Origin of the sequence: Microvirga sp. HBU67558 (assembly GCF_018069605.1) — a bacterium.
GTDB classification, from domain to species: Bacteria; Pseudomonadota; Alphaproteobacteria; order Rhizobiales; family Beijerinckiaceae; genus Microvirga; species Microvirga terrae.
Map to the genome: position 1 here is coordinate 1 of NZ_JAGPUP010000437.1, position 12,973 is coordinate 12,973.

The window sequence follows — 12,973 nt, forward strand, 5'->3', positions numbered from 1 at the left end:
ATCAAACACCTTCCAACTCCCGCAGGAGCTTAGCAGAGGTGTCCACCAACGCGAGGGAGGATCAACCTGCTCGGCAAAATCCTTGGTCGTCCGATGTGCCGTCACCTCCACATGGCGCCAGCCCGCCAGCGGCTCAAAGCACAGGAACAGGTTGGCTGTGCCCTGCCGTTGGTACTCATACTCTACTCGTGCAGAGCGGCCGGGAGCCGCCGGTTGGGGAGCACGCTTGTCAGCGCAATTCTCGGACAGCGTCCGTCGGCTGCTGTGCACCCAGCTGAACAGCAACCGCTGCTCGGCAGAGGACATGGCCGACCGGCTGGCCATGCACCGCCGCGCCCTCTGTCCCTGATTGAGGGGCAGGGGCACCAGATGATCGCCAATGAAATCCGGTTTGAAATTGCCCAACGTTTGCTGGAGGAGACCGAGGTGCCGCTTGGAGAGATCGCGTCGACGCCGGGTTGTTCCGGGGCGAGCGCCTTCACTCGCGCCCTCCGGCGCTAGTCGGGCCAGACGCCGAAGGCATGGCACGATTATTTATCTCCGGCGAGGCCCCTCCAGCCGCTGCTAATGGCCTATGTAAGAAACTTTACGGCATTCGGGCATTTTCCCAGTCGGCCAGGAACCGAGGGAGCCAAATCAAACATCCGAAAAGAATATATCGTTGCGGCATAGTCGGCCTGTTCTTCTCAACCTCGTCCGGAAGTTGGCGGAACTCGCTACCCCAGTGGCGCGCCATGCACTTGCCGATCGTAGTGCCGGCCTTCACGTCAAGGGCCTCAAAAAGCGAAGTGGCCCCATGCCGCCGTCATGCGTGCGCTGCTCGGCTTGCCTGGCGCATCGGCAACAGAACCTCGCTGCGGGCGAGCGCCTAGATCTGAGACTTCTCGTCACCACACGGCAACAGCGCATGATCGGGGGATTGAGCAAGAGCCCAACGATGTCTCGCCCCCCTTTTCAACCGGCGCTTGCCTAACATCTCCCCATTACCCAAGCGCAGATGATGTTCATTCCCCGTAAAGACGTCAACCAGACTCAGCGCCGTAGAAGCTGCATCGTTGTCCGTGCCTCCCAGCTTTGGCGTTCGAGTTCCGGCGTGTCATCGGTGTGAGCAGGATAACCTAGACACAGGTAACCGATTAACGTCCAGTGCGAAGGTACCTCCACAATCGTGGCAACGGTGGCAGGATCCAGGATGGATACCCACCCGACTCCAATCCCTTCGGCTCGCGCCGCCAGCCATAGGGTATGGCTGGCCATCACTACCGAATACTGTAAAGTCTCCGGCATGGTGCGCTGGCCCAGGCCATGACCTCGCAGCGTGGTGCCCTCGGAAAATACGGCCAGATGAACCGGCGCCTCCCGCAAGCCGGCCAGCTTGAGTCTGGCATAAGTCTGAGCCCGCTCCACAGGTTCATTCATCAAGGCCTGCGCGTTGCAAACCTCGAAATTCTGGACGATGGCGGCCCGCCGCTGCGGATCCTCAACGAGAACGAAGCGCCAAGGCTGGCTCAGGCCCACCGAAGGTGCGAGATGAGCCAGTTCAAGCAGATACGTGAGCACGTCTGGCGAGACCGGAGTTGACCGGAAGTGACGAACATCCCGGCGCCAGACAAACAGCTCGCGAAGCTGATGGCGGAACTCCTGCGTAAAGTCAGGGGTAAACTGTGAATGTTCGGCTTTCATACAGGCTCTTTGGATTATGGAGTTGCTTCAGTCGTTGAGGCGTTTTTCTGTCTGTCCGGTCAGCCTTTTGTGCGCATCTCGCGGATCGTGAGCAGCCGTTTCACGCGATGGTGAGCGGTCGCGTCGGCCGACGTGGTGATGGAGTCAGGAGTTTTGGCTGCCGTCAAGAGGACGGCTCTGGCGTTCTGCTTTCTCATGCTTTCTCCGGTGAGTTGAAGGCGGTGGGCGTTGTGGACAAGACGATCCAAAATGGCATCTCCAAGAGTGGGATCCCCGAACACTACAGAATGCCTCGATCCTTGATCGGCTCGTTTCTCATGTGACGATCATCGATCCTCGACACGCGCTGAGCGGACAGCACTTCGACCCCGTGCCCATGCACTCCCCGCGCGGAGCCTCGTTTGTCGTCATTGCCCTGCCCGATGGCCGTCGGCGCTCCATTCGCCGCTCCATCACCGATTTGGCTGCGGCCGGCGACGGCGAGCATCCAGGCACGGCGGATGAGACCCTGCGGGTCAGCATTCGCACCCTGCTCCCACTGGCGCAGCATTTGGCCACCATGATCACCGCATCTGAACAGAGGGTGATCCACCATGGCCCAACGCTGTCCCTTGAACCGGAAGCCCGCTTCTCCGACCAGGCTGCACCTGCACCGCTCTCGGCACCACCGATCCGGCCGTGGCCGAACCTCCCGACCGAGACGCAAACGCAGATGGCTCAGCTTCTGGCCGAGCTTGTGCGACGGATGCATCCGCTGCCGCCGATCAGGGAGACGACCGATGCTGAGCGTCACGAACCCTTCTGACGAGCGGCTGACCGCGGCCCGCCGCGCCAAGCTGGCCTATATCTACGTGCGCCAGTCCACGGTGACCCAGATCAAGCATCACCAGGAGAGCACCGAACTGCAGTACCGCCTGGTTGATCGTGCCGCTGATCTGGGCTGGCCCCGCGAGCGTATCCAGGTCATCGACGAGGATCTGGGCAAATCCGGCGCCGGCACGACCGAACGCCAGGGCTTCCAGAAGCTGATCACCGAGATCAGTCTCGGCCATGCCGGCCTGGTCATGAGCCTCGACGCCTCACGGCTGGCGCGCAACAACCGCGACTGGCATCAGCTGCTGGAATTGTGCTCGCTGTTCGGGGTTCTTCTTGCCGATGGCGAGCGTCTGTTCGAGCCCATATCTTGATACCCTGCGACCGTCTTCAGACAGCCCTGCCGACTCGCAGGACGTCACGGCCACAGATCCTGGCCACCCGCTGTACGGACGCCGCTTTGTCTTGGTCTCGGTCCCGCGGTCCCTGTGCATCGGGAGCCATGTGCGTGTCGCCTATGGCGACGCCGTCTTGCGGATTCCTATCGCGGCCACAGACCTGAGCCCACCGTCGGGCCGTCAACCGGTGACCAAACTCACCCGCGAGGCAATCCGCGATCTGATTCGCCTCGTAACCGAGGGTGAATCGCCATGCCCGTCGAGCCCCATCGCGTCTGGCCCAGCCTCTGTGCCGACTGCCGCCGCGGCATCCTCAATGACCTCGTCGCCCTCTTGTCGGAGATGAGCCATGACGTCCGAACTCGTCACCCCGCGGCATCTCAGCCGCAGAGCAGTGATCTACATCCGCCAGTCCAGTCCGCAGCAGGTGCTGACCCATCAGGAAAGTCTGCACTTGCAGTATGCGCTGCGCCAGCGCGCCGGCGCTCTCGGCTGGAGCGACAGCGACATTGACATCATCGACCGGGATCTCGGCCTGAGCGGCGCGTCGGCCGATCACCGCGTCGGCTTCAAGGACCTGATCGCCCGGGTGACCTTGGGCGAAGTCGGCCTCGTGCTCTCCTACAATGTCACCCGGCTGGCCCGCAACTGCTCCGACTGGTATCCGCTGTTGGATCTGTGCGGCTATCGCGGCTGTCTCATCGCCGATCGGGACGGGATCTATGACCCGGGCTCGCCCAATGGGCGCCTGCTGCTGGGCCTCAAGGGAACGATCTCGGAAGTCGAATTACACACGTTGCGCGGCCGTCTCACGGCAGGCCTGTTGAGCAAGGCCCAGCGCGGCGAGTTGGCCTTGCTGCTCCCGACAGGCTTGACGCGCGATGCCAGCGGCACAGTGACCAAGGATCCCGATCTCGAAGTGCAGAGCCGGATTGCTCTGGTGTTCGCCACCTTTCTGGAATGCGGATCCATTACCAAGCTCGTGCGGGTCTTTCAGGCCCGGGGGCTCAGCCTGCACGGCGAACCGTTCCGGATGAGGTGAGCTGGCGCGTGCCGACCGCCAACGCCCTGTATGCGATCTTTACCAATCCGGCTTACGCAGGGGCTTTCGTCTATGGGCGCACGCGCACCAGCAGACCTCCGGGCGGGCGCTGTCAGACGACGGCGGTGCCGATGGCCGAGTGGACAATCGTGGTGAAGGATCGCTATCCGGCCTACATTGACTTGCACGGGTTCGAGCGGATCCAGGCCATGCTGCACGACAACTATGCCGAATACACCCGCAAGACCACCCGCGGTGCCCCGCGCAACGGGCCGGCTCTCCTGCAGGGGATGGCGTGGTGTGGGGCGTGCGGCCATAAGCTCCGGGTCCAGTACAAGGGCGGCACCCGCTACATCTGCAACACCCTGCACCGCAGCCAGAATGCGCCGGTCTGCCAGCACCTGCCGGCGGATCCGATTGATGCGCGGGTGGTTGCCGCGTTCTTCGAGGCGGTGGCGCCGGCCGAGTTGGAGGCCTGGGAGCAGACGGAGACGGCCCGGCAGCAGGCGACGGCGGCCCTTGACCGGGCCGAGGCCCAGCAGGTTGAGCGGCTGCGCTATCAGGCTGCTCTGGCCCAGCGCCAGTTCAATCGGGTCGATACCAATCACCGCCTGATCGCCGCTGAGCTGGAGCGGCGCTGGGAACTGGCCTTGCGCGATCTGCGGCAAGCCGAAGACGCCCTGTCCCGACGCCGGCATGCGGTGGTTGAGCCGTCCGCTTTGACCTCCGAGGAGCGAGCGGCGTTCCTGGCGCTTGCCCCACACATGCCGGATCACTGGCAGCAGCCGGGTGTGACCTGGACCCACCGGAAGGCGCTGTTGCGCTGCCTGATCGACAAGGTGGTGCTGTGCCGTCAACGGCGCGACCGTGTCGCCGTTCGGATTGTCTGGCGCGGCGGCGAGACGACGGAATTGGCCATCGACATTGCCGTCCACGCGGTCTCATCGCCGAGCCGCGGCGCCGAGATGGAGGCCAGGATCGTCGCCCTGAGCCGCGCTGGCATGGACGATGACGCCATCGCGGCCCTGTTGGTAACGGAGGGGTTCGGTCCGCTCGATGCGCGCCGCTGGCGGCGCATGCCGTCAAGGTGATCCGCTTGCGCCATCGAGTTCTGCGCGCGCCGTGGCTGTCGTGCCCGCGCACGGTTCCAGGCTGCTGGACGGTGGCGCAACTCGCGCGTGAACTCGCTGTCTCGCCGCACTGGATCCACCGCCGCATCCACAATGGAACCATTGTCGTGGCGCGCCATCCGGACACCGGCCGGTGGCTCTTCCCTAAGACGGACGCCACGCTGTGAACCGCGCCGGGATTCCCGGAGGCTCCAACTCCTGACAGGATGGAGCCATGACAAAGCGAACACCCCCCTATTCACCAGAGGTCCGCGAGCGGGCGGTCCGGATGGTTTTCGAGCACCGCGACGAGTACGCCTCCCAGTATGAGGCGATCCTGTCGATTGCGGCCAAGATCGGCTGCTCGCGTGAGACGCTGCGCCACTGGGTGCGCCAGGCCGAGCGCGACCAGGGCCTTCGCCCGGGCCGACGAGCCAGGAGCAGGAGAAGATCAAGGCGCTCGAGCGTGAGGTGCGCGAACTGCGCCAGGCTAACGAGATCCTGCGCAAGGCCAGCGCGTCTTGTGCCCAGGCGGAGCTCGACCGCCGCTTCAAGCCATGACGGCGTTCATCGACGAGCATCGTGAGGACTATGGGGTCGAGCCGATCTGCCGTGTGCTGCCGATCGCCCCGTCGACCTACTACGAGCACGCTGCCCGCAAGGCCGATCCTGAGCGCCGACCGGCCCGAGAGCGCCGGGACGCCGCACTCAGCCAGGAGATCCGTCAGGTCTTTGCAGCAAACTTCGGGGTCTATGGGGTGCGCAAGGTCTGGCGCCAGATGCAGCGCGAGGGGATTGCGGTTGCGCGCTGCACGGTCGCCCAGCTGATGCGGCAGATGGGCCTCAAAGGCGTGGTGCGCGGCAAAAGCATCAGAACCACCGTCAGTGATGCCGCAGCCCCATGCCCGCGTGACCGGGTCAACCGGCAGTTCACGGCACCGCGGCCGAACGCCTTGTGGGTGAGCGATTTCACCTATGGGGCGACCTGGTCGGGCTTCGTCTATGTGGCCTTCGTGATCGACGCCTTCGCTCGCAAGATCGTGGGCTGGCGCGTGTCACGCTCGGCCCGGGCCGAGTTCGTGCTTGATGCTCTCGAGCAGGCTCTCCACGAGCGGCAGCCTCTGCGGCGAACCAGCCTCATTCATCATTCGGACAGGGGTGTCCAGATCCACGGTCCGAGTGGCGGCCCGCCGGCCGACCAGCAGTCCCAAATGCGGGCAGCGCGTGCGCGCCGCGCACAGGGTGTACAACCGGGCCAGGGCAGCGAACGGAACGACGCTGGTACCGTCCTCAAAGAGAACGGGGGCGTGCTCCGCATCGTGATTGCTCGTGCAGGAGGTGAACGATGGACGCTCGAATGGCCTTGCGCTGCAAAATGAAGCGGAGTTTCGGTGCGAGGGTGTTCATAGCCCTCACGATGATGCTTGTCACCATGGAGCCCCTCTTGCTCTCGCGTGATTAGATTCGCACTTCAGGGCACTGCGCCTGCTTTGACTGCTGACGGATGATCTCATAACATCCGCATACAGTCTGTTCGAGGCCGCGCCGGTCAATGACCGTGACGACCCCGCGTCCCTGGCGGATCGCACCAGCGGCCTGGAGGGCGTGCATGGCCGCGCTGATGGTTGAGCGCTGCACACCCATCATGCGCGACAGGTGTTCATGAGTGAGTGGCAAGACGTCCTGGCTCGTGCGATCCTGCATCGTGAGGATCCAACGGCAGCAACGCGCCTCCACACTGTGCAGAGCATTGCAAGCCATGGAGTGCAGCGTCTGCGCCAGCAAGTCCTCCGCAAACCGAAGGACGTGGTCACGGAGCGTCGGGCGCGCCACAAACCCCCGATACAGGACTTCGGTGTCAACGCGCGAGGCCCTGCCGGTGCTCTGCACGACATAGCGCCCTAGCGAACGGCGCGTAATGAGGGCACTGGCGAGGCCAAACATGGCCTCTCCCCCTAGCTTCGCCATCTCGATGGTTTTGCCATCGGCCAGAACAGTCACGAGCGAGACAATCGCCTCGTGAGGAAAGTAGATGAAGGGCATGCGGTCGCCAACATCATAGATCACCGTGCCCCGGTGCAGGTCGACCAGTTGAAGGTGTGGCTCAAGAAAGGCGAAATCGTCCGATAGCAGCGTTGACAGTAGGTGATTGGTCCGATGACTTGAACAACGAGAGGAAAGTGACATGGCAGAATCCTATGACCTTGAGCGTCGGCATCTTGGCAGTCATACGCTGATGCTGATCGGAGATGTCGCTAGGGCGTGATCGGAGGTCGACATGCTCCGACGCAATCGACCCAGCTCATCTGGTCGTGCACAGCGGTTTGGCGAGCTACGCGGTAACCGAAGTTGACCTTCTAGGCTGCGGCCATCGCGCGGGGTGTACCCCATGCTGCAGACACGGCGAGTCGATCCGGTTCCGAAGGAGGTTGCCCAGGAAGCTCACGGTCCCAACATTATCCGTGAGCAGTCTGTCCCTGGTGTCGCACTCGCGAGGCGTGCCCGTCCTCTGCAACCCAAAAGGGGCTCGCCGCGGCGATGCCGAGCGAGCCCAAGGTTGGGAGGGCCGTCTCAGAGGACATCTCCCTGTAAGAGGGAGATAAGGTGACCGAGACGGAGGCCACCTCCTCCGCTGCCAGCGGGGCTGACAGGGAGACCGGTGCAGGCCGCTGGCCTGCGATTCACAAGACTGGAGACAAATTCTGCCCGACATGCTCACGGTCGCACCCCTGCGCTGCCTTGGGGCTCCATGAGTGTTGCCGCAGCGAAGCAATGAGCCCCAGCCACGGGCGCAGCGATCCGCTCGGCCGCGCAGATGAGGTCGGCAGCAGCAGCCAGCACGGGCTTATCGAGGGTGAAGTAGCCGTAGCTGTCGAGAGTTATACCGGTGGCATGGCAGTAAACCTCCAGCCAGTATGGTGGGAACCGAGTCACCGCGTCTTCTACCTGAGTCAGTTCGCTTAGCCCCACCTCGACCAATCCAAACCGCACCAACGTGGCCGTTTTCGCGCCGCTGGCCCGATCCAGCACGGCGGTGAGCTGAACATAGGCGCGAAGAATGCTGAGTTTGAAAGAGCCGGTATCGCAGCCCTTCGTGCGCGGGTGCCCTCGAGAAGACAATCGGAACTGCATCATTGACGTCTCCATCCATCGGCATCGGACAGCCTGCCATCGAGGGCGAACCTGAACCGGGCCCGCGCCTTGGGCTTGATCTCGTATCTCCGTTCCACCCTATCTGGCTGTATGTGACGAAATGCTGCCATGCTACAGGCCTGCTTATGGCAATTGAGAGCAGAGATAGATCGCCGTGAGCGTAGATGAACCGGCAGAGATCAAGAGACATAGATCAAGGACCATACCTGGCCGTCCGTTCATAAGGCGGTTCAACATGACATCTCCTAAAAAGCAGAGGTCAAACGGGCGCTCCCCAGCTGAAATCAGCAGTTCGTCTCTCGAGCGCTCGCATGCGTCTCGTCTTGACAGTTACTTTCGATCACTTGCCCACTCGTACACGCGAAGATTCTGCGTCCGAAGCGCCGCCGCTCAAGAATGATCTATGGGATCGTTGATCTCACACCTGTATCGGAACTGCTGACATCCGACCGCCCGTGCGGAGAGCCAGACCTTCACTCGAGGAGCCTCACCATTCGCATGCCACTTTCTTGGTCTGAGTTGGATCAGGGCAACAGCCGCCCGATCATCACCCCAGCGGACTGTTTGAGCGCGCGCTTGTACACACCTGGCACCGTTGAATAGCGCGTGCCAACTCCCTGATGAGCTAATCTGGCAGAAACGTATGCTGACCCGCCCGACTACTGCGGCATACAGCTAAAACTTAAGAGACGCATATTCGAATTTTTTGCGCCCCCCCGAAGTGAATTTCGGATAGATGCAAATCGATGCGAGGAAGAGAAGCTTCTCAACGCCACGTCTAAATCACCCCCCGATCATGTTGGCCTTCATCGTCAGGTTCGGGCAGGTGAAGCCGGCAGGCACAGCGTCATTTGCTAGAATACTACCTCCCTTCGCTGCCGCCACTACAACCGCAAGTGGTTTTATTGGCGAGAAAGACTGCTGCACCTCCTCTTGCCGCGTCAAGTTCAGCTTCTGCGTGCCTGCCACGACAATCTCGTCTTCGATCAACCACGAGGCCGGCCGGGTTGGTGGCATCGGATCCTGCAGGACTCGCCTCCGCTCAAATTCAAGTTCCTTTTAGCTGCAGCAGCGGTACTGGTAAAATCCATTGTTTGGATAGCACTCATCCATGAATCCAATGCAATTGGACGCGAAGGAGGCCCTCGCCGACGCTTCGAAATCTGCCCTTTGAGCATGTTGCGGCTGCGTGGAAGCGGCGGAGCGGATTCGATTGAACCGAGGGCCGTCCGGCGCGAGCGGTCGAGCTGAACTGAGGGCGTGATCCTTCCTGTCATGCTGATCAAGTACGGCAACCGCAGCCCTAGGCTCCGCGCGGAATCTCCCTTTCAGCTGGTCAGGCTCTCAATCCTAGCCCCATACCTCCCGAATCGTGTAGAGGCCTCTTGCCATAGCCTCTGCCCTATGCAGGCACATTGCTCGTAATCTCCTTTTAGGCTCCAGTTGGAGGGTCCACCTGCGGTTGCATTGGAGGAGCGCCGCCAGCGCTTGATGCATGACGCGATGTTACCTTCACTGGGGCTGGCTCGCCACCTCATTGAGGAGCTTGATGTCGGCCCTCATTGCCACGCCCCGACCCGAGCATGACCGTTCGTCCACGCCGTGCTGTTCGATTGTGACGAACGGTTCGCCTGCAGCAGGCGCTTCTGTGTATAGCGTCTGCGAACCGAGGTCGCTTCGTCACCCGAGATACCGACCGTGGTCTACCTCGGTCGCTGGTGCCGAACGAGAAGCACCGAGGTAGGTCAGATTGTCCGCACAATTTTTCAGTTGGCGAAGTGGAGAGGCTGCCGGGTTTAAGCCCCCGCGAGTTGCGGAAGCTGTCGACTTGCACTTCACAACTCGGACGCCGATTTGTGCATTTTGTGTGAGACTGTGGAGGACGTAAGTCACACACGAAATGCAAATACATGGAGGGTTCCTTGAGACCCGCCGTCAGCCATGCTAAGCATATTCGCGCTAGAGGGAGCTCCAGCTGGCGGAACCCATTCGGTCGACGATTCTAGTTTCGTTACGCGCGGAAAGACGGCGTGGAAATGGTTTGGCAGTCTCATCTGACATAGACATTTCTGCATTGCAGCCTCAGCTATGTCGTAGACCTGTCAGCGTCCGCAAGTTCGATCATGAATGCGAATCGACAAGAGCCTCACCCCAGTATGGCTATTGCGCGAAGAAGGCGCCGCGGATATGCACTGCCCCGTTTCTCTCGGCACTGCTCGACCGAACCGCCCCCCCTCGCCCGCAGGGGCCTTGTTCCAGCAGCACTTAGCCATATGCCACCGCAATAAAGCCCGGCAGTTCAGAGAGCGTCACATTCATGCGGAAGGTGCCCGGTCCTGATTTCCAACGCCAGATGCGGGCGAGAAACTCCGGCGGCAGCATCTTCTCCGGCGCTGACTGGCCGAACAGGAGCTTCAGATGCATGGTGCTGGCCAAAGTCCGCCCCCTTACCACACCTGCCGTGCCACACGTTCTGGACGATCACCTCCCTCACGGACCTCGATCTCCACTCCTCGCTCATGGGCCGTTCTTAGCATAGCCTGGGTGGGTTCGAGATAGTCCACTTGATGCGCAAAGGACAGGCGAGTACGCCTACAATTCCTATTTCGCCTCTGCGGAGCAATTCGATCGTCTCGCCGCATGAGCGGGTCAAATTCTCCTCTTTCTCGTCTCGGCGCCAAGTTTGCGACTAAGTCCTCATGAGGCCACTGGGTATCATGGATCTGACCAGATCGCTCCTCCCTCACCTGCCATGCTGAAAAACCAGAACATTGGTAAGAGCGTCATCCGATTTGCGAAAGTAGCCTGAGGAAAGCTCGTTAGGCGACTCCTACTCTCTCATGCCCCCTAGCTTCTGTTGGCGAGCTTTGCTGAAGCAGATCGTTTGAACTATTATGGCCTGTTAGCGCTTGATCCAGTCGAGAGTGGCGGAGAGACAGAGCACGCCCATGAAGGATCGGGTGGTCTTCTCATAGCGGGTTGCAACGTTGCGTCACTCTTTGAGTCCCTTTCGGCATGTCGTCGTTGCGGAATCGCGGGCCTTCGGCGCTATTGCGGCTGGCGCAACACAGCCCCTCAATGGTGCGATCCGGCGTGCGCCTGGCGTTCTGGAACCATCCTCGGGGACGTAGAAACCGCCAGGAGATCGACGCTTTCAAAGGTCGCAGCACGCAGGTAAGGACTGATGATTCCGCGGGACTTCGGCGATCAGCGGAGATGCGATTGATGGCATCGATGGCATCGGGAGGGCCATCGAGAAAAGGGATTTGCCCGGACCATCCGACGAGAGGCATAAAGCACCGTGGCATTTTTGAGCAGGCCATCGAGGAGGGCCGCCGCGGAAGCTGCGATGCTGGGATGGGCAAACAGAGATTTGAGGTGAGGTTCGACCCGATGCAATTCTACGCACCAGAATTCGAGTACCTGCTCGACGGCCACACCCGTCATGGCAGCCTCTTGGGTCAGATTAGGCGATTATGAGCCCATATCCGGACGGTGCAATCGTAGTGTCGGGATTTAGGTGTCCACTAGGCCGGGCAGCTCCAATAGCGTAAAATTACACCAAAGCCAAAAGTGAGCGCTTAAAGTGAGCGCTTGTTGGACGTTTCAGTACGGGGGAAGGGAAAAGGAACGGGCGAGATCCCGGATGATGCTATCTCTGATTACAAGAGCCTCCCGGCCCTGCTCATCTTCCCCAATCTTAGCCTCAGCTGATTTGTAGGTGGCAGACAGCTGAGGAGCCGCTTCCTGCGACTGGAATACTCCGAGGTGACTACTGAGGATATCGAGCAGACTGTTGAGTGCCGCATCTGTGATCTCAACCTCCAGTGCTGAGGGTAGCCCGGATAAAGCTATGGAGCGGGTCTGGTAAGCAGAGTCCCCCGTGACTTCAGGACCAAACCAGGCCAACGGCTGAAACATATGCGTCGGCTTGCTTGGCTCTGCCGTTACAGTAATCAAATCCAGTGGTCCTGGCTTGACGAAGCGGCGGAGAGCGACCGTTTCCAGGCCGATATTCAGGCTGATGCTCAAGTACTCCACTCGTCCAGCGGCCAACTCCAATAGAGTTTCGGCTTGAGCGCAGGAAATGTCCGTGGCCTCCTCGATACGCCCGGTTGGATGGCTGGTAACCAGGATGAGCCGACCCGCCTCCCCCTCGACTTGGACATAAATGTCCCGGTCCGGGCGATCCGGAAAGTAGCCCTGCCGGATGTGGTAGCCTCCTCGCTCCTTTTCAATCAGACGAGCCAGGGAGGGCGCAAGCTGAAAATCGCGGGCGTTGCTCATCAGGTATTAGCCTTCCAAAAGGTGCCTCTGGCCGCTCCAGCTCACGACGTTTTTGCGTGTGACGACGGATAGGGAAAGAGAGTTCGTCACGTTTAGCCAGACGCAAGCTGATGGCTCGCAGAGCGATTAGGTGACATTTACCGAAGTTCTCTGGTAACCGGCTATGCTAACATCACTCAAGCCGGTATTTGCACGAGGCGTGTTTACCGCAGCATGAATGTTTACCCGCAGCAGGATTATTACTTTGTTCTAGACCATATAATGTCCGCCGTTCACCGACAATGTCGAGCCAGTGATGAATCTCGCATTATCGCCGGCCAAGAACAGCACGCCGCGGGCGATTTCCTCCGCCTCGCCGAGACGGCCGACCGGGATGAGCGGCAGGATCTTGGACTTGAGCACCTCTTCGGGGACCGCCTTCATCATCTCGGTGGCGATATAGCCCGGCGCGATCACGTTGACCGTGACGCCCTTGTTGGCGTTCTCCT

Annotated in this window: 12 protein-coding genes, 4 pseudogenes and 1 other annotated feature; of the genes and pseudogenes, 6 read left to right on the forward strand and 10 right to left on the reverse strand. The window is 61.0% G+C overall.

The window, feature by feature from the left end; genetic code table 11:
* From KBI52_RS33940 to KBI52_RS04810, 3 genes and pseudogenes are all read right to left on the reverse strand, one after another.
* A pseudogene (locus KBI52_RS33940) lies at positions 1-405 on the reverse strand (hypothetical protein); the annotation flags it as partial.
* Between the two features lie 627 nt (positions 406-1,032).
* Entirely contained in the window at positions 1,033-1,683 is a 651-nt protein-coding gene (gene bluB, locus KBI52_RS04805) for a 5,6-dimethylbenzimidazole synthase (RefSeq protein ID WP_210805746.1), read from the reverse strand.
* 59 nt (positions 1,684-1,742) lie between these two features.
* A pseudogene (locus tag KBI52_RS04810) lies at positions 1,743-1,964 on the reverse strand (ATP-binding protein); the annotation flags it as partial.
* Positions 1,965-2,059: 95 nt separating this feature from the next.
* Between KBI52_RS04810 and KBI52_RS04815 the strand changes: the two are divergent.
* From KBI52_RS04815 to KBI52_RS04840, 6 genes and pseudogenes are all read left to right on the forward strand, one after another.
* On the forward strand, positions 2,060-2,488 hold the full coding sequence (locus tag KBI52_RS04815) for a hypothetical protein (protein WP_210805748.1): 429 nt from the start codon (positions 2,060-2,062) through the stop codon (positions 2,486-2,488).
* Complete coding sequence (locus KBI52_RS04820; RefSeq protein ID WP_210805750.1) at positions 2,463-2,870, forward strand: recombinase family protein; 408 nt, start codon at positions 2,463-2,465, stop codon at positions 2,868-2,870. Before KBI52_RS04815 ends, KBI52_RS04820 begins: the two co-directional genes overlap by 26 nt.
* A gap of 373 nt (positions 2,871-3,243) precedes the next feature.
* Entirely contained in the window at positions 3,244-3,936 is a 693-nt protein-coding gene (locus tag KBI52_RS04825; protein ID WP_210805752.1) for a recombinase family protein, read from the forward strand.
* Between the two features lie 8 nt (positions 3,937-3,944).
* Complete coding sequence (locus KBI52_RS04830; protein ID WP_210805754.1) at positions 3,945-5,027, forward strand: recombinase zinc beta ribbon domain-containing protein; 1,083 nt, start codon at positions 3,945-3,947, stop codon at positions 5,025-5,027.
* A gap of 5 nt (positions 5,028-5,032) precedes the next feature.
* A complete protein-coding gene (locus KBI52_RS04835) occupies positions 5,033-5,233 on the forward strand; it encodes a helix-turn-helix domain-containing protein (RefSeq protein ID WP_162820871.1) in 201 nt (66 codons plus the stop codon).
* A gap of 47 nt (positions 5,234-5,280) precedes the next feature.
* Positions 5,281-6,424, forward strand: a pseudogene (locus KBI52_RS04840) (IS3 family transposase).
* Positions 5,561-5,677, forward strand: a sequence feature (AL1L pseudoknot). It overlaps the preceding pseudogene by 117 nt.
* 79 nt (positions 6,425-6,503) lie before the next feature.
* Here KBI52_RS04840 and KBI52_RS04845 read toward each other — a convergent pair.
* The 7 genes and pseudogenes from KBI52_RS04845 to KBI52_RS04870 all read right to left on the reverse strand — a co-directional run.
* On the reverse strand, positions 6,504-7,232 hold the full coding sequence (locus KBI52_RS04845) for a Crp/Fnr family transcriptional regulator (RefSeq protein ID WP_210805756.1): 729 nt from the start codon (positions 7,230-7,232) through the stop codon (positions 6,504-6,506).
* A 528-nt stretch (positions 7,233-7,760) separates the two neighbouring features.
* Complete coding sequence (locus tag KBI52_RS04850) at positions 7,761-8,180, reverse strand: hypothetical protein (RefSeq protein ID WP_210805758.1); 420 nt, start codon at positions 8,178-8,180, stop codon at positions 7,761-7,763.
* 801 nt (positions 8,181-8,981) lie between these two features.
* Entirely contained in the window at positions 8,982-9,167 is a 186-nt protein-coding gene (locus KBI52_RS04855) for a hypothetical protein (protein ID WP_210805761.1), read from the reverse strand.
* Between the two features lie 1,296 nt (positions 9,168-10,463).
* Positions 10,464-10,634, reverse strand: a complete 171-nt coding sequence (locus KBI52_RS04860) for a hypothetical protein (protein ID WP_162820870.1) — start codon at positions 10,632-10,634, stop codon at positions 10,464-10,466.
* A 466-nt stretch (positions 10,635-11,100) separates the two neighbouring features.
* A pseudogene (locus tag KBI52_RS33945) lies at positions 11,101-11,190 on the reverse strand (IS5/IS1182 family transposase); the annotation flags it as partial.
* 614 nt (positions 11,191-11,804) lie between these two features.
* Positions 11,805-12,485, reverse strand: coding sequence for a hypothetical protein (locus KBI52_RS04865; RefSeq protein WP_114948962.1), 681 nt, complete (start codon positions 12,483-12,485; stop codon positions 11,805-11,807).
* A 249-nt stretch (positions 12,486-12,734) separates the two neighbouring features.
* On the reverse strand, positions 12,735-12,973 hold a 239-nt coding region (locus tag KBI52_RS04870), incomplete at its 5' end, for an SDR family oxidoreductase (protein WP_210805763.1).

Coding starts and splice junctions, on each gene's coding strand:
- bluB (WP_210805746.1), bottom strand. CDS start 1,683: ATGAAAGCCGAACATTCACAGTTTACCCCTGACTTTACGCAGGAGTTC.
- KBI52_RS04815 (WP_210805748.1), top strand. CDS start 2,060: ATGCACTCCCCGCGCGGAGCCTCGTTTGTCGTCATTGCCCTGCCCGAT.
- KBI52_RS04820 (WP_210805750.1), top strand. CDS start 2,463: ATGCTGAGCGTCACGAACCCTTCTGACGAGCGGCTGACCGCGGCCCGC.
- KBI52_RS04825 (WP_210805752.1), top strand. CDS start 3,244: ATGACGTCCGAACTCGTCACCCCGCGGCATCTCAGCCGCAGAGCAGTG.
- KBI52_RS04845 (WP_210805756.1), bottom strand. CDS start 7,232: ATGTCACTTTCCTCTCGTTGTTCAAGTCATCGGACCAATCACCTACTG.
- KBI52_RS04850 (WP_210805758.1), bottom strand. CDS start 8,180: ATGATGCAGTTCCGATTGTCTTCTCGAGGGCACCCGCGCACGAAGGGC.
- KBI52_RS04865 (WP_114948962.1), bottom strand. CDS start 12,485: ATGAGCAACGCCCGCGATTTTCAGCTTGCGCCCTCCCTGGCTCGTCTG.